Origin of the sequence: Psychrobacter sp. L7 (assembly GCF_002810365.1) — a bacterium.
Classification (GTDB): Bacteria; Pseudomonadota; Gammaproteobacteria; order Pseudomonadales; family Moraxellaceae; genus Psychrobacter; species Psychrobacter celer.
This window is the reverse complement of sequence record NZ_NEXR01000001.1, coordinates 168,630-190,767: the sequence shown is the minus strand read 5'-3', so window position 1 is coordinate 190,767 and position 22,138 is coordinate 168,630. Positions and strand designations below refer to the sequence as shown.

The window sequence follows — 22,138 nt, the reverse complement described above, 5'->3', positions numbered from 1 at the left end:
ATCCTATTTTTTATTATTTGGGTGTGTCTTATCGTCAAGAACCCAGCACTAGCGCTGCGGTTTGGCTAAGACTTGCGTGGTCAATAGCGCCGTGGCCTTGGGTGCTTCGACAATCAACTGATCTAGCCAATTTATCACCTCTGTCACGTCGTTGGGGGCCTGCATCATCGTGATATTGGCCGTTTGATCTGACGCTTGCGGGTTGGCCGTCTGTTGCTGACGCTCATCAGCGCTTGGTGTGAAGGTTATGAGCTGTTTGCGTGCCTGCGACAGATAACTGATGAGCTGCTCACGGTCGCGCATATTGCTGGCTTGCATGGCCAAATTGAGCGTCATAATGGTCTCGTGGATGGCCAGCTGCCTACGGGTCAGTGACTCTTTGTCTTTAGCTGTGTCTTCAGCTGAGTTTTTATTGTCCTTGCTACCCTCTTTATGATCGTAACGCTCATGGCGCTGCAAAAAGGTTTGGATATTTTGCAGCGCCAAATTGTGCATCTGCCATGGACTTGGCTGCGAGCTTTGCGCTTGTAGGCGCTCAATATCTTTTAGCAGGCTTTGCTTAATCACCACCGTCAGCGCAGGGGCAATCTCATTACTGCTTTGCGACAGCTGCCAGTGTAGCCCCCGCAGCAAATCAATCGCCGCGCTATCGTTGTTATCCACCAGCAGCCTATCCACCGCTTTTATTTGAATACGTAGTAAATCCAGCTGATTTTGCGCTTGGCTACTGGCTGCCACGCGCGGCTCAGGTAGCGTCTGCTGACTCATGGCAAACAAGCGATCATCCATCTCGTTTAAACGGCTGATGACTTGCTCGTTACTTTGCAGACGCTCATGGACCCTCTGCTCAAAACGCTGCTGGCTGATATATAACCAGAGTAAGGCGGCGATAAGCAATAAAATCGTCAGCCATTGCAAGCGTATGAGTAGCATATTCGCTTGCCGGCGCTGCTGAATAGCAGAAGGGTCCTTAGATGAAGACTCAGGGTTCATAGACATAGTACAGCACCGTTACTGGTAGATTGGGTCATGGTTGTCGCAAGCCGTATAAAACGGGAATAATCATCCTGATGACAAAACAGCCATATCCTAGGCGTATCAAGCACTGATCGCAGCCAGTATGGTGGCTGGTGCCAAATCCTCCACCCGCCAGTAGCTCAGCTGCTCATCGGCCACCATATTGGCCAAGCGCTCACCCAGCACCACATAAGCAAAGTCCGACAGCTTGAGCTTGGGCAACCCATCAGCCCCTGTACTGTCTGCCAATGGCTGCTTTGCAGTATCCTTAGCACTCGTGTCATCAGTTGCTTGTCGTTTACCTTGACTGACCACTTGCCGCCAATGCTCAAAGGCGGTGGCACTACTAACGATGACGACAGGTTTTGACTGTTTGGGTATAGGCTGTGGATGCTGAGCGACGCTTGGTGTTGCTGGCTCTGCAAGTTCTGGTGCTGATGCTAATGTTGATGATGGAGAGCTAGGCAAAGAAGCGGCCGTAGCAAACTGCTGTAACCACTGGTTGTATTGCCTACAGGCCTCATGAGGCATGATACGCTCGTACCAAGCGATACTATCGATATGGACACCGCGCGCTTGTAACGTGTTGACCAATAAACGGCGGCCACCAAGACCGCGCCATACCAACAGCTTGTCCCCTGCTTGCAAGCTGTCGATCTCTGGCATCGCAAGCATGCCTTCATTATTGGCCACGCGCGGCTGCAGCACGTGATAGCTTGCCGCCTTGATTTTTGCTTCATTTAAGACCGCAGCTGTCGCCTCTCCTACCGCAATCAAGTGACTGGGGGCGCTGAGGGTTTGCCGCTCGGTGGTTTTTTGGCTTTCATCATTTTGGTTATCACCATTCGTCTCAGAGTGTTGGACATGGCGCTCGCGGGCAAGCGCTTGCCAAACCGCTAGTCCCGCCGCTGCTGCCGTAGGACTGACGATGACCAATGCCTGATAGTCACCTGCAAACCACTGACGCATCAGCGCCATGTCCGCATCTGTGGTAGGACGCGGCTGTAGCGTCAGCATCGGAATCTCTACCACGCTTAGACCCGCAGCTTGTAGGTGCTGCGTCAGCGGAGCGGCACGCTCTACTGGTCTGGTATTGATGACCACGCGCGTAGGCGCTGATGGGGCCGCACTCTTATGCCGAGCGGTAGATGTTGGATGAGATGAGGTAGATGACATAGACGTACCATGACAAAAATCAAAAGAAATAAAGAAGTCGCAAACCCGTCTTAATTACTGGCTTGCAGCTTAGACGGCGATATCTGCGTATTATTTGGTATCATAAATCGCTGATAAAATAGCGCCGGCACCATCTGCAAGTAACATATCAGCCACATCGATACCCAGCTGATTGGCCTGAGCTTCTTGCTCGTCTTGGCTACCAGTTAAGGCAATGCGTTTTTCTGCTTTTAGCAGCTCGCTACCATCGGCCTGCCCCACGCGCCCGCGCAGCCACAATATGTTGCCGTCGTCATTGTTGCCATTTTCGGTATTTTTCGCACGGTCATCCTCGGTCTCGTCTGCCATTTGCAAGACCGCATAGGCTGCGATCGGTACCTGACAGCCGCCTTCTAAATGACGGTTGAGGGCACGCTCAGCAATCAGGCGAATACGCGCTTTATTATCATTTAGCGGTGCCAATAGCTGCAATACTGCATCATCGCCCTCGCGGCACTCAATCGCCAACGCTCCTTGCCCAACCGCAGGCAGACAAGCATCGATATCCAGCTCACCGCGAATACGCTCGTCCAGCTCAATACGCTGCAAACCACTGGTGGCCAAAATAATCGCGTCATACTCGCCTGCGTCCAATTTGCTCAAACGGGTACCAACGTTACCACGCAGGGTTTTGATTTGTAGATCTGGGCGATAAGCCTTGATTTGACACTGACGGCGCAAGCTTGAGGTGCCAACGATAGCGCCTTGCGGCAACGCATCGATACTATCGTATGTATTGGACACAAACGCATCGGTTGGGGCGGCGCGCTTGCAGTACACCCCCAACGTCAAGCCTTCAGGCAGCTGCATGGGCACATCTTTTAACGAATGCACGGCGATATCTGCGTCTTTATTATAAAGCGCTTGCTCAAGCTCTTTGACAAACAAACCCTTGCCGCCAATTTTTGCCAGTGGCGTGTCCAAAATTTTGTCACCCTTAGTGACGATTTTTAGCAAATTAATCGTCATCTCAGGATATAGCGCCAACAGACGATCGCGGATATGCTCAGCTTGCCACAAGGCTAATGGGCTTTGGCGAGTGGCGATGTTTAAGGTAGTCAAAGCAGGTTGCTGCAGATTGCTCATAAAAGGCCTCAATAAGTTTGATATACAATATCAGTGCGAATCATCTCTGCATGAAACGATACGGTCGATTTGCCACAAAAATGGGCGCTATCACTCGTTGATAGTAAACGCTGACGCAAAAAAATACCCCTATTTAAGCATAAATAAGGGTTTGATGATATGGGATGATTATTTCTCTATAAAAACAGTCAGTTACAGACAGCGTTTTACATGCTTTGGATTTTATCACGTAAGGCTGGCAGGTGGCGACGACTCACCGCCAATGTCTCATCGATGCCTTTAAAGCGCACTTGATATTGGCCGGCATCCAAGGTTTCTAAGTAGTCCAAAAAGCTCAGATTGATAATGGCATTGCGATGGACGCGAAACAACCGGTCTTCAAACTCTTGCTCAAGCTCTTTTAGTGTTTCATCAATCAATACGATACCATCCTTGTGACGGACTTTGACGTATTTTTGATCGGCAGTAAAGTAGTAGATGTCTGTGAGTTTAATCAATTCGACGCCGCGATGGGTACGAGCGGCGATATGCTCACGTATTGGCCGCGCTGTCGGGTCCTCAAGCTTACGGATTTCGTTGAGCTGGGCGGCGTTTAGAGTTTTGGCTTTGTTTAGTGCCTCCAGCAGCTCATCTTTGTTGGCAGGTTTGAGCAAGTAGCCGATGGCATTGGCCTTGAGAGCAGCAATAGCATAGTGATCGTAGGCGGTGACAAAGATAATGGCTGGCGGATGCTCAAGCTCGTTTAGCGCTTGCGCACAGCGCACCCCATCCATCTCAGGCATACGAATGTCTAATAATATGATATCTGGCTGCTGGGTTTTGACAGCGACAATGGCTTCTGCCCCTGTCGTGGCTTGTGCCACCACCTGATGGCCTGACTCTTGTACAATTCTGACCAAACGCTCGCGCGCCAATGGCTCATCATCGCAGACTACGATCCGCATGCAAACTCCTGTTTTAGGACATACTTAATACGATTTAGTGAAATAATTCATCAACCTATTATCAATAATAACACTAACGCCCAAGGACTTGGCATAAAAAAATGTTTGATTATTGCAGGTGTTTTAAACATTTAATGTAGGTCTGGCCGCGCTTATTTATCGGTCAAATATATAGTAGATATTGACGATTATCGTGCCGATTATAAACAGTACGGTGCAATAACTGTGCCATACTTTATATTAATCGCACTAAACAAAAGTTTGTATTATTAATAAATATCTATTGATAATCGCTAGCTTACAGATAGCTAGATGACAGACCACTATATCCCGACGTCTTGTAGCGGATAATCAATCAAGGTAATGATTTGACTGTTGGTCACTTTGCTTCTGATATCGGCGCTTTGGCCAAAGTACGAGCGCAGACGCTCTGCTTGGATATAAAAATTCATGTGCTGGCGCAAGTCATGATTGATCATCAAGGTTTTTTTGGGGAGCTGGACGCTGATGGTGATGGTGACGCGGTGCTCATACCAAGTGACTTTGATATGAATAAAAATCGTCTCTGTGGTCATCTCCACCACGTTGAGGAGCATTTTTTCTAGCACACTTTGCAGCGTCAAAGCAGTGATGACCATGTCATACATAATGTCTTCATCTGGCAGTTGCCAAGTGACATCAAGCTTGTCAGATAGCCGGCTAGACTCGATGGCCAAATAGTGCTCACACAAAGCGATCTCTTCTTCAAAGCTGATCTCACGCGCGCCACTAAAGCTGGCGCGAAACAGCGCGGAGACGTGCTGTAGTAACTGAGAGGCGCGCGCTGGATTGGACTCAATCAGCGACACCAGTGTGTTTATGGTATTAAAGAAAAAATGCGGCGTGATACGGGCTTTGATTAAGTCGTTTTGGGCGTTTAGTTTGTGCTCAAAGGATTGATTAAGGGCATTCATCTCACGATAACGGCGCAAAAAGTATAATAGAAATACCAAGGTAAAGCCGCCTGCCAGGATTAAGTCAAAAACCACTTCTAACACAAAGTTTTGTAGGCTGTATTCGTGCCAGCCCATGTTTATCATGACCAGCAAGACCAGCACCATAGAGACAGCAGAGGCCAGCATAAGGATGGCGAGCACATACATACTGACCTTGGATATGCTCATGCTCTTAAAAACAGGGCGCAGATAATCAATGATATATAAAGAAGGGATGATGCTTAAGGTGTTTTGTATCACTCGGCTGCCAAACTTGATTATAAAGTCAGACCAAGTAGCTAGGTCATGGCGGTCGATCACCGTCACAAACAGCGACCAAAAAAAGATATAAATCAGCCATTGCCAAGGCTTCATGACTTCCATGAGCTTGGGGATAAAAAACTCTAAGCGCTCCGCTAGTAAGGCAACCTCATCATTTGCTATACTTGAGTTCTTATTCTCTTGACTTGTCTTGTATCGATATGAACGCCAACTCTTCAAACCCTAGTAATCCTGAATTAAATAAAAACGTGTCAGTCTCTGATTCTAGCACAGATGACTCTACAACAAATAACACGGCGCAAAGCAGTCCTGCCAGCGCGCCAGGCCAGCAAATGTGGGGCGGACGCTTTAGTGAAGCGACGGACAGCTTTGTGGCCGCTTTCACCGCTTCAGTCGGCTTTGATCAACGCTTTGCCCGACATGATATCCAAGGCTCTATCGCTCATGCGACCATGCTCAAAGAATGCGGGATTTTGACCGCTGATGAAGTGGCGACCATCATCGATGGTCTACAGCAGGTATTAGCTGAGATTGAAGCAGGCGAGTTTAATTGGTCTATCACCCTAGAAGACGTACACATGAACGTCGAGTCACGTCTGACTGATATCGTCGGCGCGGTGGGCAAAAAACTACACACTGGCCGTAGCCGTAACGATCAGGTGGCCACCGATATCCGCCTGTGGCTACGCGAAGAAACCGACAACATCATCGCGCTGTTGGTGCGTTTGCAAAACGGCTTGCTGGATTTGGCCGAGCAGCATACGGACACCATCATGCCAGGCTTTACGCATCTACAAACCGCGCAGCCTGTCAGCTTTGGCCATCACGTGATGGCATGGTTTGAGATGCTCTATCGCGATACCGAGCGCCTCGTCGACGCCCGTCGCCGTATCAATCAGATGCCACTTGGTAGTGCTGCGCTTGCTGGTACGACCTTTCCGATTGACCGTACCATCACCGCTAGACTGCTAGGGTTTGATGGCATTTGCCAAAACTCACTCGATGCGGTCTCAGACCGAGATTTTGCCATTGAGTTTACCTCGGCGGCCTCTATCCTTATGATGCATATGTCACGCATGAGTGAAGAGATTATCCTATGGATGTCGGCGCAGTTTAACTTTGTACAGATACCCGATCGCTTCTGTACTGGCTCGTCGATCATGCCGCAAAAGAAAAACCCTGACGTGCCAGAGCTGGTACGCGGTAAAGCGGCACGGGTCTTCGGTCAGCTGATGACATTGTTAAGCCTGATGAAAAGCCAGCCGCTTGCGTATAATAAAGACAATCAAGAAGACAAAGAGCCGTTATTTGACTGCGTCGATACCTTGACAGGTTCGCTACTGGCATTCGCTGATATGCTACCAAACATCACACCAAATAAAGACAGTATGCGTCAAGCGACCATGAAGGGCTATGCGACAGCGACTGATTTGGCAGATTACCTAGTACGTCAAGGCGTGGCATTCCGCGATGCCCATGAAGTGGTCGGCAACGCGGTGGCTTTAGGCATCAAAGAAGGCGTTGATTTAAGTGACTTGTCATTGACGCAGCTTCAGCAATTTAGCGACGCGATCGGCGATGACGTCTTTGATTACCTAACGCTAGAGGGCTCACTCGCCGCCCGTGATCATTTGGGTGGTACCGCGCCCAATCAGGTCAAGCAAGCGGTGGTTAATGGCCGCGCGCGCTTAAAAGCTTTTGCATAAACAGAGACATGATATTTCGACGCAGAACGGGTATAAATTTTCCTTGCGTGCTGTGCCTGTGCGGACAGGTGCTGCGTAAAATTCATCCCAGTCCCGCTGTATCTTTTTTATCCTGAACTCACTATACAACACCCGCGCCTAGCACTTATGACTTAGCGCGGGTGTTTTTTGTCATCACATCGCCAAAACTTTTATCAAACAACTTAGCTGTTACCGTCTATACACCCGATAGCCTTTGCTAAATTTACTCAGATCGTTATCATAGGGTGATATTCATAGTTTATAAGGAGCCTCTAATGACTGAGACTTTTAACCCGCAAGCCAATACCGTGTTTTGCCGCAAATACAAGCAAGAGCTACCAAAAATGCCGCACCCACCCTTCCCCAACCAAAAAGGCAAAGAGCTACAAGAAACAGTCTCTGACAAAGCGTGGAAAGAATGGCTAGAGCAGCAAACCATGCTAATCAACGAAAACCATCTCAGCATGATGGACCCTGAGGCCAAAAAGTTTTTGACCGAGCAGCGTGAGAAGTTTTTGGACAACGAAGATTATGAGCGCGCGCAGGGCTGGACACCAGAAAAATAAAAACTCGGCATCACTTTTATACTTATATCAGTATAGTTAGCTGAATGTAAAACTGTTATGGATTTAAACGCGCTACTGGTGTAAATTTTACTTGCGTGCTGCGTTCCCAGAGGCTGCGCAAAATTCATCCCAGTAGCGCTATGACATTTTTAGAGTGTATCGACTATATGTTAAATATTAGAACGCGCTATCTTTAAATAGCGCGTTTTTTTAGTGCACACTTAGTGCACACAAGGTAGGATTTTTATAAATTCCCTTATCACCTTTAATCCGTATCTGGCAATTCACTGTTAGTGGTTGACATGCTGGCTGACATATTCGCTGACATTGCGCCAACGTGACGCGCCGCCATCCGATCATTGGCTTCTTGCACGGCTTTTTCGACCAGTGCATAGTCTGAGTGGCGTACATCTTGGCCGCTGATATAGTTGATGACCAGCTCGGCGATGTTTTGCGCATGATCACCAATACGCTCGAGCGCGCGCAACACCCACACGATATTGATGACCTTGGAGACGTGGCGCGCGTCCTCCATGATATAAGTCATCAACGCACGCATCGCTGATTGATATTCCTCATTGACCACATCATCATTGCGCATTACCTCAAACGCCTGCTCAGCATTGGACTGACTAAAGGCCTCTAGCGCATTGTGCAGCATCAGACGCACCTGATTGCTCAGATGCTGCACTTCGGCATAGCCATACGCTGACTTGCCTTGGGCGGCGAGCTTATTGGCCATTTTGGCAATTTTGACCGCTTCATCGCCGATGCGCTCCAGATCCACCACACCTTTACTGATGGACATCACCAAACGCAAATCACTGGCCGCAGGCTGACGCTTGGCGACCAATAACAAGATATGCTCATCGAGCTCGACTTCCTGCCGATTGATTTCAAAATCCATCTCGATGACTTCTTGCGCCAGTGTTTCATTCTTGTCGATAAGGGCATGAATGGCTTTGGCAACTTGGCTAGCCGCATGGTCGCCCATCACCAAAAACAGACGAATGGCTTCATCCAAATCTTGATCAAAACTTTTGGAGATGTGCTTATCACTTTGCATGAGAGGTATTCCCTAAATATCTGTATATTAATGGCGTGCTGCTGGCATGGCTGTATTTTTGTTATTGAAAATTAACGATAGTTTTAATCTGTACAGCATTAGCCATAACGACCCGTAATATAATCTTCCGTGGCTTTTTGCGTAGGCGTGGTAAATATCTGATCGGTCTCGCCCATCTCAACCATATCGCCCAGATACATATAGACCGTATAGTCTGAGACGCGCGCCGCCTGCTGCATGTTATGGGTGACGATGGCGATGGTATAGTCTTTTTTTAGATCTTCGATCAGATCTTCAATAGCGCCTGTCGAGAGTGGGTCAAGTGCCGAAGTTGGCTCATCGAGCAGTAGCACTTCAGGCTTGGTAGCGACACTACGGGCGATACACAGACGCTGCTGCTGCCCGCCTGATAGCGACAAACCTGAAGCTTTGAGCTTGTCTTTTACCTCCGGCCATAGTGCCGATTTTTTTAGCGCCCATTCCACCCGATTATCCAGCTCAGCTTTGCTTAGTCTTTCATAAAGACGCACACCAAAGGCGACATTGTCATAGATAGACATCGGAAACGGCGTCGGCTTTTGAAAGACCATACCGACTTGCGCGCGTAGCAAATTGACATCGATGTCTTTGCCTAAGATATTTTTGCCATCGAGGTTGATACTGCCTTCTGCACGCATGCCAAGATATAAATCATACATACGGTTAAAGGTACGGAGCAGGGTTGACTTGCCGCAACCTGACGGCCCGATAAAGGCAGTGACTTTTTTATCAGGAATGTCGATATTGATGTTTTTTAGCGCCTGAAACTCCCCGTAATAAAAGCTTAAATCACGAATCTGCATCTTCGCTGCTGGCATGTCTTTGGGAATATCATGCAGTGTTTGCTTAGTTAAGTTTGCCGAATTTGGCTGCGACAGTTGCGTGGGCGTCGCCATCGACCTATGTAGTAAGCTGGCTGTGGTCGTATCAAAGTTGCTACTATCTGCTGTGCTACGCGTTTTGCTGATGACGTCATTCATAATGTTATCCAACCTAGCTTGATGAATATAAATTTAAGTAAATGCTGTATGTAAAGTGATTTGGCGGTAGGCGTTATCGACTCTGGCGACTATTTGCTGGAGCTGCGACCACCGATAAACCTTGCCAATACATTTAGTACCAGTACCGAAGCGGTAATCAGCAATGCAGCGGCCCATGCAAGTGCATGCCAGTTGTCATAAGGGCTCATGGCAAACTGATAAATGGTGTTTGGCAAGTTGGCAATCGGCTGGCCCATATCGGTACTAAAGTATTGATTGTTTAAGGCGGTAAATAGCAAGGGCGCGGTCTCACCGGTGATTCTGGCAAAGGCTAATAGCACACCGGTGGTCAGCCCCGCTCGAGCCGCCTTAATCGTCACTTGCGTGACCATCTTCCACTTCGGCGTGCCCAGTGCATAGGCCGCTTCACGAATACTATTGGGCACCAAATTGAGCATGTTTTCTGTCGTGCGTACCACCACAGGCACTACAATCAGTGCCAATGCTAGTGCACCCGCCCACCCAGAGAAGCTTTGGCCTTTGACCATCAACGCATAAATAAACAGACCAATGACAATCGAGGGGGCAGAGAGCAAAATATCATTTAAAAAGCGCGTCACTTTGCCAAGCAGGCTGCCTTGCGCAAACTCAGACAAATAAATCCCTGTCATCAGGCCAATGGGCGCACCGATAAATAATCCCGAAAACGCCAACATCACCGAGCCGACAATGGCGTTACGTAGGCCGCCTTCGCTCATTGGCGGCGGCGTATCGGCGGTAAAGATAGGCATCTGTATCATGCCCTGAAAGCCTTCAACAAACAGCGTCACCAGTATCCAAAACAGCCAAATCAAGCCAAATACCATCGCCGACATGGCAAAACCCAAACCCAGCTTATTGGCCCAGCGCCGTTTGTTATAAAGACGCTTGTCGTAGCGGCTATCAAAGCCAGTCTGCGCAGGTAACGCTGCGTGCATCGCATTAGTAGGCATAACACTCATTTCCCATATTCTTATCAGTACCAATAATCATCAAAACCTATCAAATCAATCGAATCATTAGCGATTGCCTGCTTTTTGGTCCATACGCATCAGCATGAGCTTAGCCAGCGACAGCACAATAAAGGTGATGATAAACAGTATGAGGCCAAGGTGCAGCAGCGAGGCCAAATGCAGCTCACTAGAGGCTTCGGCAAACTCATTGGCCAGTGCTGAGGTAATGGTGACGCCAGAGGTAAACAGACTTGGACTGATATTAAAGGCGTTGCCAATAAGGAAGGTCACGGCCATAGTCTCGCCAAGGGCACGACCCAGTCCCAAAATGACACCACCAACCACGCCAGCTTTGGTATACGGCAAGATAATCTTAAACATCACTTCCCAAGTGGTCGCACCCATGCCGTAAGCCGATTCTTTTAATAAGTCTGGCACCACAGAGAAGACATCGCGCATGGTGGCCGCTATAAAAGGAATAATCATGACGGCAAGCACCAGTGAAGCGGTAAACATGCCCAGTCCCATTGGCGCACCGGTAAACAGCTTACCGATGATAGGCAGTGGGCCGACGTGTTCGATAAACCACGGCTGAATGTGATCGCCAAAAAACGGCGCAAAGACAAACAGTCCCCACATACCGTAGATGATAGAAGGAATACCTGCCAGCAGCTCAATGGCGATGCCGAGAGGCTTTTTTAAGAAATTCGGACACATCTCGGTCAAAAAAATCGCAATGCCAAAGCTGACGGGCACGGCAATTAAAATAGCGATAAAGGACGTCACCAGCGTGCCATAAATAGGCGCTAGCGCCCCATACTCATTGGCAACCGTATCCCAGTTATTACTGGTATAAAACCCCAGACCAAATGCTTGAATACTCGGCCAAGCGCCAATGATCAAAGAGAGCAAAATACCGCCCAAAGATAGCAGTACGAGAATGGCAAATGCCTTGGTGGCATTGACAAATAGTGCATCGTAACGTTTTTGTTTTGCCAGTTGCGACCTTAAATCATTCATAAGTGTCTCAGCATTAAATAATATTAAATCAAAATCTTTAAAAGACTCATCAGGTCTTATCACAGCAAACTAAATCTTAATAAAGGGCGCTATTAACGGTCATTAATAACGCTATTTTTAAATTTGTTGTGATAAAACCTTTGAGACCACTACTGGAGAATAGGTGTCTCAAAGGGGCTTACAAGTGCTGCTATAGTCAGCTGAATGTAAAACTGTTATGGATTGAAACGCGCTACTGGTATAAATTTTACTTGCGTGCTGCGTTCCCAGAGGCTGCGCAAAATTCATCCCAGTAGCGCTATGACATTTTTAGAGTGTATCGACTATATACATATGTAGACAAACTACTGAGCTGGGGTGTAGACAGGCTGACCATCATGGCCTTTGACCTCATTCCACTTATCTTTAAACAGTGCCACTGCGGTATCGGAGAAAGGCACATAATCAAGCGCCATGGCACTATCATCACCTTGGGCATACGCCCAATCAAAGAAGTTCAGCACGCCAGCCACTTGCTGTGGGTTTTCTGGCTGCTTGTGTACCAAGATAAAGGTAGCAGCAGCGATGGGCCACGCTTGCTCGGTCTCAGAGTTGGTGATGACTTTATAAAAGCCTGCTTGCTGTGACCAATCAATGTCACCTGCCGCGGCAAAGGTCTCAGCGGATGGCTGTACGAAGTTGCCCGCCGCGTTTTTTAGGGCAGCGTGTGCCATGTTGTTTTGCTTGGCATAAGCATACTCGACGTAGCCGATAGCGTTTTTCATACGGTTGACGTAACTTGATACGCCCTCGTTGCCTTTACCGCCTGCCCCTGTGGCAGAGGTAGGCCATTTGACGGTTTTATCGACACCCACGCTGTCACTCCAATCGTTTGAGACTTTGGCCAGATAATCGGTAAAGTTAAAAGTCGTGCCTGAACCATCTGAGCGAAACACGGTGGTAATGGCAGCATCTGGCAGGGTCAAATCTGGGTTCATGGCAGTGATAGCAGGGTCATTCCATTTACTAATCTTACCCAGATAGATATCGGCTAAGGTTGCGCCGTCCAGCTTTAGCTCACCTGGCCCCACACCATCGATATTGACAATCGGTACCACACCGCCGATGACGGTTGGAAACTGAATAAGTCCTGCTGCGTCCAGCTCTTCAGGAGTCATCGGTGCATCAGAGGCACCAAAGTCAACGGTTTTTGCTTGGATTTGTTTGATGCCACCTGAGGAGCCGATAGACTGATAGTTGACCTGACCGCCAGTTGCGGCATTATAGTCATAGGACCATTTGGCATAGATAGGCTGCGGGAACGACGCGCCCGCACCAGTGATGTTCATGGCGATGTTTTCAGCTGATTTAAAATCGCTTGCTGGAGAGGATGTCGCTGTGCTGGTGGTTTCGGCCACTGTCGCCGCGCTGGTGTCACTCTGCGCTGCTGACTCTGCGGTGTCGGTGGATTTATTACAAGCGGTGAGTACTAAGGTGCAACTAACGGCGACTGCCAATAACGAATAACGCATGTAGGACTCCTAAAGTTTAACAACGATTGAACAAAGCATGATTGGTGGCATGTGTGACATCTTGACAAGTTTTTATGACAGTTTGATGACAACCGCCCAACTCTTTTATATGCGTGATAAATAGGGTCAAATCAGTCGCCGCTTAAGGCTAACGCTCATTAGCCTGCGTGTCATGATTCAGAGCCTCATGCGCACGTTGACTGACATACCGATGGTCAAACACCAGTAGCCCTCACGGCAGAAGTTTGTTAGTATGAGACTGATTTACAACACTGACAGACTCGGGGTGCGGTGTACGAATGGCTGACTGCCTTTGTACATTCGCTGAGAGATCACCCGCCGAACCTGATGCGGTTAGTACCGACGCAGGGAAGTCTTCAGCACTGTATTATATAAGGCAGACACGGGCAGAAATGCCCCGTTATCCTCATGACTGTTAGCCTAAATGCCCACTTTGTGGTGCTAAGCTTTATAGCGTTAAGTAGTGCGAAGCAATGATGAGAGATACCAAGCGTCGCTTACAGGTTGATGACATCCTCCGCGAAGGCAGATTTTTGCGATGATAAATTTGATAGCCAGTGACGACGCAGCAAAAACTGCCTAGATGATACGTGCTACCCCCGCAGCTTCTGGCGGTGTTGCTTTTATTCAAAAACCAACACGCTAGGACAGCATATGACAACTTCAACTCTACCTCCAAAGACCCAGCAAAACGCCTCTGACAAAAAAGCCGACGCGCTAAAAACCCCTGCGCACCGTAGCGCCAAAGACACGCGCTTTGAAGAAGAAGCACGCGACTTACACCGTATTCTCCCCGCCTCGCAAAAAGTCTATATCGAAGGCTCAAGACCTGATATTCAAGTACCGATGCGCAAGATTACGCTAGATCCTACGCCTATTCAGGGCGTTGATGAGTCCGACTGGGAGCAAAACCCACCGTTTTATGTCTACGACACCTCAGGCGTCTATACCGACCCTGATGCCCAAATTGACCTAACCCGCGGCTTGCCCAAACTGCGCGAGGGCTGGATAGCCGAGCGCGGTGATACAGAGCAGCTAAGCGGTTTGTCCAGCTCATACGGGCAAGCGCGTGCGCGTGATATCACCACAGCCAATCTACGGTTTGCCCATATCGATAAGCCGCGCCGTGCCAAAAAAGTCAATGGTAAAGCAGGCAATGTCACCCAGATGCACTATGCGCGCCGCGGTATCATCACCCCTGAGATGGAATATATCGCCATTCGTGAGACGCAAAAGCAGCATGAGCTGACCGATATGCGTCAGCATGACGGCGAAAGCTTTGGTGCCAACACCCCAAAAATCATCACCCCTGAGTTTGTACGTAGCGAGGTCGCGGCCGGTCGCGCCATCATCCCGAATAATATCAATCACCCTGAGTCTGAGCCGATGATTATCGGGCGTAATTTTTTGGTAAAGATTAACGCCAATATCGGTAACTCAGCGCTCGGCTCCTCTATCGATGAAGAAGTCTCGAAGATGACATGGGCGACGCGCTGGGGCGCAGATACCATCATGGATTTGTCGACAGGCAATCATATCCACGAGACCCGTGAATGGCTGATTCGTAACTCGCCTGTGCCCATCGGTACGGTACCGATTTATCAAGCATTAGAAAAAGTCGACGGCATCGCCGAAGACCTAACGTGGGAGATATTCCGCGATACACTTATCGAGCAAGCTGAACAAGGCGTTGATTACTTTACCATTCATGCAGGCGTGCTGCTGCGCTATGTGCCACTGACGGCCAATCGCTTGACAGGTATCGTCTCGCGTGGCGGCTCGATCATGGCGCAGTGGTGCCTTGCCCATCATACAGAGAGTTTTTTATACACGCATTTTGAAGAGATTTGTGAGATCATGAAGCAGTACGATGTGGCTTTTAGTCTAGGCGATGGTCTGCGTCCTGGCTGCTTGCAAGATGCTAATGACGAAGCGCAGTTCGGTGAGCTACGCACGCTTGGTGAGCTGACAAAAATCGCTTGGCAGCACGATGTACAGGTGATGATCGAAGGTCCAGGGCACGTGGCGATGAACCGCATCAAAGAAAATATGGACTTGCAGCTAGAGACTTGCAGCGACGCGCCGTTTTATACTTTAGGGCCGCTGACCACTGATATCGCACCCGGTTATGACCATATCACCAGTGCTATTGGCGCGGCGATGATTGGCTGGTTTGGCACTGCCATGCTCTGTTATGTGACGCCAAAAGAACATTTAGGACTGCCAAATAAAAAGGACGTGAAAGACGGTATTATCACCTATAAAATCGCCGCGCATGCCGCTGATCTGGCTAAGGGCCACCCAGGCGCGCAAGCTCGCGATAATGCCTTATCTAAGGCGCGTTTTGAGTTCCGCTGGGATGATCAGTTTAATCTGGCACTCGATCCTGATACCGCACGCGAATATCATGATGAAACGCTGCCAAAAGACGCGCACAAGTCGGCGCATTTTTGTTCGATGTGTGGCCCTAAGTTTTGCTCGATGAAAATCACCCAAAACGTCCGTGAGTACGCTAAAGGTTTGGATGCGGCAGAAAGCTTAGGCACAGAGGCGATGAGTGCAGCTGAGATTGAACAAGGCATGAAAGAGATGACCGAAAAATACCATAGCGAGGGGCGACAGCTGTATAAAGAGGTATAACTTCTCTGATTTGACCGCTTTATATTTAATGACTTTATATAGCAAAAAGCTCGCTTCTACATGCATAGGAAGCGAGCTTTTTTATGATAAGTATTTCTTAGTCAAAGAGCTGTTTACACATTTGAGGCCTGATAGATCTCTGCAATCGAGGCATTCATGGTATCAGCAAACTCTTTATCGCTTTGTTGTTTGCTCAACCCTTCGGTAAACGCGCGTGAGAAGCTGGCAATCATACCAGGATTTTGCTTAAGCTTTTCGCAGGCCTCACGACGACTATAACCGCCAGATAAGGCAACGACTCTTAGCACTTTTGGATGATCGATCAGCTCTTGGTAAAAACCCTCTTCTTCGGGCAAGGTTAGTTTAAGCATCACTTGATGGTCATCATTTAGACGCTCAAGGTTACGCAAAATATCTGCTTTGAGTATCACTTCACATTCATGCTTTTGGGCGCTATCGATATTAACCTCAGGCTCTACGATAGGCATAAAGCCTTTGGAGAGGATTTGCTTAGCCACATCAAACTGCTGCTGTACCACCAGCTCAATCCCATCGACGTTAGGCTCATAAATCACCGAGCGCATCTTGGTACCAAACACCGGATAGTTTTTGGCTTTATCCAGTAGCGAGTCTAGCTCTGGCATCGGGCGCATGACTTGTACGCCGCTCATTTGCTCGGCCAAACCCTTATCCACCTTCAAAAACGGCACGATGTTTTTATCTTCCCACAGATAATTTGCCGTTGGCTTGCCATTGACCTCACGCTCCATGGTGTCTTCAAATAAAATCGCCCCCAGCACGCGCTCGTTATCAAAGCAGTCGCAGGTCATGATACGCGCGCGCATCTCGTGCACCAGATCAAACATCGCGTCATCATTGTCATAGGCATCGCTGCTGATGCCGTAGTTTTCTAGGGCTTTTGGTGTGCTGCCGCCACTTTGATCAAGCGCGGCGATAAAACCTGAACCATCCTTTATACGCTGTCGTTGTTTTTGGTATTCCATTGAAAAGGTATCCTATTTTTATTGATTAAAACCAAACATCACCAATTGGCTCAATCTATATGAGCCTTGCTATTTGTAGATAACCTTACCATAGGATGCTTTATCTGCCTATATAGGATGCGTGACAGCGCCGCCAATTTTTATGATATATCAGTTGAAAATAGCCAGTTGAAAATAAAACGGTTATATAAATTTAAACACGCTACTGGTATAAGTTTTGCTTGCGTGCAGCGTTCTCAGAGGCTGCGCAATCTACGTTTAAAAACAGTACCCCAGTAGCGCCATGCTCTTTTTAGAGTACATCGACTATAGGTATAAGAATTTTATGCCAAACCACGTACACCACAGCCTTACATCAAACTCTTATGCCAAAACCTTATGCCAAAAACAGTACCGCCACACAGCCAATCGCCAGCAGCAAGCCTAGCACATTGATACGACCGAGCCGCTCTTTAAACACAGCCACACCGATGAGCGTCGCGACGGCGATAACCCCGACGTTCATCCCAGTAAAGACAATACTAGGAGAGTCGGACAATACTTGGTGGGCGCGCACATACGCGTAGATATTGCCCATGTTTAGAGCGCCCAGTAATAGCCCTGCTGCCAAGGCACTACCCTGCCAACGCACGCGTGTCACAAGCAAATAAATCAGCAATAACAATCCTGCGACGCCAAAGCTGACAAACAGCGTCAGTGGAAAGGCCGTGCCTTGTTTGGCGACTTGTTTAAACAAGATATCGACGATGCCATAGCCTGCCCATACGCCAAATAGCCATAGCGGGGTACGCGCGGCGGGCGGGCTTATACTAGCGTGCTCGCCTCCACCGGTATGTTTGGGCCGGTAAACCAACGCCCCCAACGCCAAAAACCCTAAGACCAAACCGAGCACTCGCGTGCCTGTCAGCACCTCACCAAATAATAAAAAAGCGGCGATAATAGGAATAATCAACGACAAGCGCTGGGCAGCGTCGGTTGCGACCATGCCGACCGATGCAATCGCACGGCCCAAGATAATAAAAACCGTCGGCAGCAGTATCCCAAGCGCCAGAATGATGCCCCAAGCGTTGCCAAGCGTGCTGATGCCGCTGACATCTGGCGTTAATAAAAACCATGTCAGCAAAAAAGCCACAGGATAACCTGCGACGATGGTCTGGCGAATATCGATATTTTTTTGCCGCAGGATTTTGAGCAGTACCGAGACGGCCACACTACACAGTACTGCTATCACCAAATACATCATAACCCCTACCTCTATCCTTTATTCATGTCAGAGCAACATCGCGCGTCAGCAATATACAAAACCATGGTAAACACTATAAAACCACTGAATGTAACAAAACATTTCCAATACAACAATGGCTTTTTGGTGTTTTATTGTGCTGATATTCATGGCATCTATATGCACGCAATTACAATTAGCCTGCAGGTCTGACAGGGAATTTTGCTAAAATAGCCAGCACTCCCAATCACAAAGTAAAGATTCAAAATAACGACCGTCATCGTTTGTTTTGGCGTACTGCTATTGATGTTTTATCACTGCCTATGAATGCTCTATTTCGCTTTTTTGAAAACCGCTTACCGGCCTTCCCCACCACCCCCATGCCGCTGCCCTCGCCTCGTGACGGTATGCTGCAGTTTTTGTGGGCTTGTACAAAGGGGCTGCGCGGCTGGCTGCTGCTGTTTATGGTGTTGTCAGCAGGCATCGGTATCTATGAAGCGATGCTGTTTGCATGGATTGGCGATATCGTCGATTGGCTTGGCGTCTATACGCCGCAGAACTTATGGCTAGAAAAAGGCGATATGCTGCTGCTGATGCTGGCGGTGATGATTGTCAGCCCGTTTTGGATTGCCTTATCCTCGTTTATTCATTTTCAGACCTTGCAAGGCGTGTTTCCCATGCAGATGCGCTGGCGTTTTCATCAGCGTATGCTTGGGCAGTCCATGCAGTTTTATCAAGACGAGTTTTCTGGACGCGTCTCGGCCAAGGTCATGCAGACCGCGCTTGCGGTGCGTGATACGGTGATGACCGTCACAGATATGTTTATGTATGTCACCGTATATTTTGTGACCAGTGGCATTATTTTATTTAATTTAGACAGCTTGTTATTGATTCCCTTTATCCTGTGGTTTGGGTTGGTGGCGCTGGCAATATGGTATTTTATTCCAAAGCTCAAACAAACCGCCATCGTACAAGCAGATGCGCGCGCGTTGATGACGGGGCGCATCACCGATGCCTATGCCAATATTATGACTGTCAAGCTGTTTAGCCACTCACGCCGTGAGCTTGGTTATGCCAAAAACGCCATGGGGCAGTTTTTAGGAACGGTACATGCGCAGATGCGCTGGGTCAGCTATTTAGAGGTCTTCACCCATCTTATCAGTGTGATTTTGGTCAGTAGTACCGCAGGGATTGGCCTGTATCTATGGCAACAAAGCGCGGTCGGGGTCGGGGCGATTGCCGCGGCGACGGCGATGGCGCTACGGCTCAATGGCCTGACGCGCTGGATCATGTGGCAGACTGCCAGCCTCTTTGAGAGTATCGGCACGGTACAAGACGGCATGCGCACGCTATCCGCGCCGCAGACGATCGTCGATAAGCCAAACGCAGCTGCACTAAGCGTCACCGAGGGACATATCGTCTTTGATCATGTCGACTTTAGCTATGAGAATGAAGACCACGATACCCATCACGCCACCGATAAAACGTTTAAACCGTCGGTAGCGACCACTGAAATGGCGCAAGACAACTCGGTCAAGCTGCTTGATGACTTTTATTTGGATATCAAACCAGGAGAAAAAATCGGCTTGGTCGGGCGCTCAGGAGCGGGCAAATCCACGTTGGTCAACTTGCTGCTGCGCTTTTTTGATGTCGATCGCGGCAAGATATATATCGATGGTCAAGCGATCGATGACGTCACACAAGACTCTCTGCGTCAGCAGATCGGTATGGTGACCCAAGACACTTCACTGCTGCATCGTACCGTACGTGAAAACATCGCTTATGGCCGTCCCGACGCCTCTGATGAAGAGATTATCCATGCCGCCAAACAAGCCCAAGCATGGGACTTTATCAAAGACTTATATGACGATAAAGGCAATACAGGTCTTGATACTCAAGTGGGTGAACGTGGCGTCAAACTCTCTGGCGGTCAACGTCAGCGCATCGCCATTTCTCGTGTTATGCTAAAAAACGCGCCGATCTTGTTATTGGATGAGGCCACCAGCGCGCTTGATTCTGAGATTGAGTTTGCCATTACCGAAAGCCTCAACGATATCATGACCGGCAAAACTGTGATTGCCATTGCCCATCGCCTCTCTACTATCGCCGCACTCGATAGGCTGGTAGTGATGGAAAAAGGCCGAATCATCGAGCAAGGTAGCCATGACGAGCTGTTGGCACAAGGCGGCGTCTATGCGCGCTTGTGGCAGCGTCAAAGCGGCGGGTTTTTGGGCGAAGACACCCCCTAGACCGCCATCATCATAAAAATAAAACATAAGGAAGTGGGCAGTTTATGGAAGCCTTTACCCATCGTATCAACTTAAGCGGCAAACAAGCACGCTACTACGACCTTGGTAGTCTCAACCCATCAGTAGCAGCAGAGCACAACAAACGTGCGCCTGCGCACTTTTATGGGGGCAACAGCTTTACGGTCGGTACTTATACGCCGCTGCTGCATGAGCTAGCAGCAGCGTTTGATATCAGTGCGCTTGCCCTACGCGGCTACTGGTACGATAAGCCGCAAAAACGCCGCCTCACTCGTGAGCAAGACGCTGAGCTATTGATTGAATTTTTGGAGCGCACCCAAGATCGGCCTGTGGTTGGTATCGGTCATTCGCAAGGTGCCACTGCCACCGCCATGGCCGCCGCCAAACGCCCAGATTTATTCTCCCAGCTGTATCTGATAGAGCCGGTCACCTTTACCAAAAACCAAGCGCGGCTATATAACTTATTGCCGCGGCGGTTTTTGCTCAGTCGAGAGCCATTTAAAAGTACGCTGACCAAACCCACTATTTGGGCGAGCGTTGATGCGTACTATCAAGCCCTACGCGCCAACCGAGCCTACAAACGCATCAGCGATGCACATTTATACGTGTTTGCTGAGCAAAGCTTGAGCGTCAATGCCAATGGTAGCCACACGCTGATGTTTGCCCCAGAGCAAGAGCTTGCCAACTATTTTGGTGCGCCGCATATCGACACCGCTCTAAAAAATCTCCGCTGCCCTTATACACTGATCACAGGCAAGCCGACCTTATTTATCAGCAATAAAGTCCGTAAGCAGTGGCAAAAATTTGTCCCTGCCGACAGTATCATCTCTTTGCCAGATTACGGCCATCTTTTGCCAATGGAAGCGCCCAAACTGTGCGCCCAAATTATCAATGAGCATTATAAAAACAGTCACTAAACTAAGCAATATAAGCCATGAGCGACCTTTTTGCCCCTGCCCCAACCGATAACTTATTGCCTTATGATGGTAGGGTAAATGACTTCGGCCGTATCATCGAGGATGACTGCCAGCTCTACGATGCATTATTGACCGAGCTACCATGGCAGCCTGATAGGGTGACCTTATTTGGCAAGACGCACGTCACCACTCGCCAAGTGGTATGGATGGGTGAAAAAGATCTGAGCTATCAGTACTCAGGTCATACCCGTCACAGCCTACCATGGTCAGATACCGTGTTTCACGTGAAACATCGTATTGAACAGCAACTATCAAGCATCGGTATTGATACCAATTTCAATTCTTGTCTGCTCAATTACTACCCGACAGGGCATGATGGTATGGGCTACCACGCCGATGATGAAAAAGAGCTGGGCGCGCGGCCTGTGATTGCTTCTTTATCACTGGGTGCCACACGCAAATTTGTCTTTAAGCACAAAAAAACTCAAGACAAAGTCGCACTTTATCTTGAGTCCGGTCAGCTAATCGTCATGCATGGCGAGACGCAGCACTTTTGGAAACACAGCATCACTAAGACAAAAACCGTCGCCGATGGGCGCATCAGCCTAACCTTTCGGCACCTACAGCCAGCTTAACGAATATAACTGC

General features: G+C 48.7%; 18 protein-coding genes and 1 riboswitch. Of the genes, 6 read left to right on the top strand and 12 right to left on the bottom strand.

Annotation, left to right across the window (positions count from 1 at the left end):
- Window positions 1-48: 48 nt before the first annotated feature.
- The 5 genes from CAP50_RS00830 to CAP50_RS00810 all read right to left on the bottom strand — a co-directional run bounded on the left by CAP50_RS00830 (window position 49) and on the right by CAP50_RS00810 (window position 5,611).
- Window positions 49-999: a hypothetical protein gene (locus CAP50_RS00830; RefSeq protein WP_100748684.1), complete on the bottom strand. Its 951-nt coding sequence runs from the start codon at window positions 997-999 to the stop codon at window positions 49-51.
- Window positions 1,000-1,098: 99 nt separating this feature from the next.
- Window positions 1,099-2,193, bottom strand: coding sequence for a uroporphyrinogen-III synthase (locus tag CAP50_RS00825; RefSeq protein ID WP_100748683.1), 1,095 nt, complete (start codon window positions 2,191-2,193; stop codon window positions 1,099-1,101).
- A 90-nt stretch (window positions 2,194-2,283) separates the two neighbouring features.
- Entirely contained in the window at window positions 2,284-3,318 is a 1,035-nt protein-coding gene (gene hemC / locus CAP50_RS00820) for a hydroxymethylbilane synthase (RefSeq protein ID WP_100748682.1), read from the bottom strand.
- Between the two features lie 206 nt (window positions 3,319-3,524).
- Window positions 3,525-4,262, bottom strand: coding sequence for a LytR/AlgR family response regulator transcription factor (locus CAP50_RS00815; protein WP_100748681.1), 738 nt, complete (start codon window positions 4,260-4,262; stop codon window positions 3,525-3,527).
- Window positions 4,263-4,585: 323 nt separating this feature from the next.
- On the bottom strand, window positions 4,586-5,611 hold the full coding sequence (locus CAP50_RS00810; RefSeq protein ID WP_241900591.1) for a histidine kinase: 1,026 nt from the start codon (window positions 5,609-5,611) through the stop codon (window positions 4,586-4,588).
- A gap of 239 nt (window positions 5,612-5,850) precedes the next feature.
- Here CAP50_RS00810 and argH point away from each other — a divergent pair, with 239 nt between their 5' ends.
- Window positions 5,851-7,224 (top strand): argininosuccinate lyase, encoded by a 1,374-nt coding sequence (argH, locus tag CAP50_RS00805; protein WP_100748679.1) that lies wholly within the window; start codon window positions 5,851-5,853, stop codon window positions 7,222-7,224.
- A 296-nt stretch (window positions 7,225-7,520) separates the two neighbouring features.
- A complete protein-coding gene (locus CAP50_RS00800) occupies window positions 7,521-7,811 on the top strand; it encodes an oxidative damage protection protein (RefSeq protein WP_075101388.1) in 291 nt (96 codons plus the stop codon).
- Between the two features lie 265 nt (window positions 7,812-8,076).
- On the opposite strand, the gene phoU is transcribed toward CAP50_RS00800, so the two are convergent.
- The 5 genes from phoU to pstS all read right to left on the bottom strand — a co-directional run bounded on the left by phoU (window position 8,077) and on the right by pstS (window position 13,419).
- Window positions 8,077-8,877 carry a phosphate signaling complex protein PhoU gene (phoU, locus tag CAP50_RS00795; RefSeq protein ID WP_100748678.1) on the bottom strand — a complete coding sequence of 267 codons (801 nt, stop codon included), beginning with the start codon at window positions 8,875-8,877 and terminating at the stop codon, window positions 8,077-8,079.
- A gap of 98 nt (window positions 8,878-8,975) precedes the next feature.
- A complete protein-coding gene (pstB, locus tag CAP50_RS00790) occupies window positions 8,976-9,896 on the bottom strand; it encodes a phosphate ABC transporter ATP-binding protein PstB (protein ID WP_100748677.1) in 921 nt (306 codons plus the stop codon).
- 89 nt (window positions 9,897-9,985) lie between these two features.
- The gene (gene pstA, locus CAP50_RS00785) at window positions 9,986-10,888 is read right to left on the bottom strand and encodes a phosphate ABC transporter permease PstA (protein ID WP_100748676.1); all 903 of its coding nucleotides are present in this window, start codon (window positions 10,886-10,888) and stop codon (window positions 9,986-9,988) included.
- A 66-nt stretch (window positions 10,889-10,954) separates the two neighbouring features.
- On the bottom strand, window positions 10,955-11,908 hold the full coding sequence (gene pstC, locus CAP50_RS00780; RefSeq protein WP_100748675.1) for a phosphate ABC transporter permease subunit PstC: 954 nt from the start codon (window positions 11,906-11,908) through the stop codon (window positions 10,955-10,957).
- A gap of 344 nt (window positions 11,909-12,252) precedes the next feature.
- Window positions 12,253-13,419 carry a phosphate ABC transporter substrate-binding protein PstS gene (gene pstS, locus CAP50_RS00775; RefSeq protein WP_100748674.1) on the bottom strand — a complete coding sequence of 389 codons (1,167 nt, stop codon included), beginning with the start codon at window positions 13,417-13,419 and terminating at the stop codon, window positions 12,253-12,255.
- A gap of 272 nt (window positions 13,420-13,691) precedes the next feature.
- A riboswitch (TPP riboswitch) is annotated at window positions 13,692-13,808 on the top strand.
- 286 nt (window positions 13,809-14,094) lie between these two features.
- On the opposite strand from pstS, the gene thiC reads away from it, so the two are divergent.
- Window positions 14,095-16,080, top strand: a complete 1,986-nt coding sequence (gene thiC / locus CAP50_RS00770) for a phosphomethylpyrimidine synthase ThiC (protein ID WP_100748673.1) — start codon at window positions 14,095-14,097, stop codon at window positions 16,078-16,080.
- A 113-nt stretch (window positions 16,081-16,193) separates the two neighbouring features.
- On the opposite strand, the gene CAP50_RS00765 is transcribed toward thiC, so the two are convergent.
- Together CAP50_RS00765 and CAP50_RS00760 are read right to left on the bottom strand one after the other, a co-directional pair.
- On the bottom strand, window positions 16,194-17,084 hold the full coding sequence (locus CAP50_RS00765; RefSeq protein ID WP_100748672.1) for a fructose bisphosphate aldolase: 891 nt from the start codon (window positions 17,082-17,084) through the stop codon (window positions 16,194-16,196).
- A 376-nt stretch (window positions 17,085-17,460) separates the two neighbouring features.
- Complete coding sequence (locus CAP50_RS00760) at window positions 17,461-18,327, bottom strand: hypothetical protein (RefSeq protein WP_100748671.1); 867 nt, start codon at window positions 18,325-18,327, stop codon at window positions 17,461-17,463.
- Window positions 18,328-18,629: 302 nt separating this feature from the next.
- On the opposite strand from CAP50_RS00760, the gene CAP50_RS00755 reads away from it, so the two are divergent.
- The 3 genes from CAP50_RS00755 to CAP50_RS00745 are packed head-to-tail and all read left to right on the top strand — an operon-like array spanning window position 18,630 to window position 22,125.
- Complete coding sequence (locus tag CAP50_RS00755) at window positions 18,630-20,555, top strand: ABC transporter ATP-binding protein (RefSeq protein ID WP_100748670.1); 1,926 nt, start codon at window positions 18,630-18,632, stop codon at window positions 20,553-20,555.
- A gap of 44 nt (window positions 20,556-20,599) precedes the next feature.
- On the top strand, window positions 20,600-21,490 hold the full coding sequence (locus CAP50_RS00750; RefSeq protein ID WP_100748669.1) for an alpha/beta fold hydrolase: 891 nt from the start codon (window positions 20,600-20,602) through the stop codon (window positions 21,488-21,490).
- Window positions 21,491-21,507: 17 nt separating this feature from the next.
- Window positions 21,508-22,125: an alpha-ketoglutarate-dependent dioxygenase AlkB family protein gene (locus CAP50_RS00745; protein WP_100748668.1), complete on the top strand. Its 618-nt coding sequence runs from the start codon at window positions 21,508-21,510 to the stop codon at window positions 22,123-22,125.
- Window positions 22,126-22,138 lie beyond the last annotated feature (13 nt).

Coding starts and splice junctions, on each gene's coding strand:
- CAP50_RS00830 (WP_100748684.1), bottom strand. CDS start 999: ATGTCTATGAACCCTGAGTCTTCATCTAAGGACCCTTCTGCTATTCAG.
- CAP50_RS00825 (WP_100748683.1), bottom strand. CDS start 2,193: ATGTCATCTACCTCATCTCATCCAACATCTACCGCTCGGCATAAGAGT.
- hemC (WP_100748682.1), bottom strand. CDS start 3,318: ATGAGCAATCTGCAGCAACCTGCTTTGACTACCTTAAACATCGCCACT.
- CAP50_RS00815 (WP_100748681.1), bottom strand. CDS start 4,262: ATGCGGATCGTAGTCTGCGATGATGAGCCATTGGCGCGCGAGCGTTTG.
- CAP50_RS00810 (WP_241900591.1), bottom strand. CDS start 5,611: ATGAAGCCTTGGCAATGGCTGATTTATATCTTTTTTTGGTCGCTGTTT.
- argH (WP_100748679.1), top strand. CDS start 5,851: ATGTGGGGCGGACGCTTTAGTGAAGCGACGGACAGCTTTGTGGCCGCT.
- CAP50_RS00800 (WP_075101388.1), top strand. CDS start 7,521: ATGACTGAGACTTTTAACCCGCAAGCCAATACCGTGTTTTGCCGCAAA.
- phoU (WP_100748678.1), bottom strand. CDS start 8,877: ATGCAAAGTGATAAGCACATCTCCAAAAGTTTTGATCAAGATTTGGAT.
- pstB (WP_100748677.1), bottom strand. CDS start 9,896: ATGAATGACGTCATCAGCAAAACGCGTAGCACAGCAGATAGTAGCAAC.
- pstA (WP_100748676.1), bottom strand. CDS start 10,888: ATGCCTACTAATGCGATGCACGCAGCGTTACCTGCGCAGACTGGCTTT.
- pstC (WP_100748675.1), bottom strand. CDS start 11,908: ATGAATGATTTAAGGTCGCAACTGGCAAAACAAAAACGTTACGATGCA.
- pstS (WP_100748674.1), bottom strand. CDS start 13,419: ATGCGTTATTCGTTATTGGCAGTCGCCGTTAGTTGCACCTTAGTACTC.
- thiC (WP_100748673.1), top strand. CDS start 14,095: ATGACAACTTCAACTCTACCTCCAAAGACCCAGCAAAACGCCTCTGAC.
- CAP50_RS00765 (WP_100748672.1), bottom strand. CDS start 17,084: ATGGAATACCAAAAACAACGACAGCGTATAAAGGATGGTTCAGGTTTT.
- CAP50_RS00760 (WP_100748671.1), bottom strand. CDS start 18,327: ATGATGTATTTGGTGATAGCAGTACTGTGTAGTGTGGCCGTCTCGGTA.
- CAP50_RS00755 (WP_100748670.1), top strand. CDS start 18,630: ATGAATGCTCTATTTCGCTTTTTTGAAAACCGCTTACCGGCCTTCCCC.
- CAP50_RS00750 (WP_100748669.1), top strand. CDS start 20,600: ATGGAAGCCTTTACCCATCGTATCAACTTAAGCGGCAAACAAGCACGC.
- CAP50_RS00745 (WP_100748668.1), top strand. CDS start 21,508: ATGAGCGACCTTTTTGCCCCTGCCCCAACCGATAACTTATTGCCTTAT.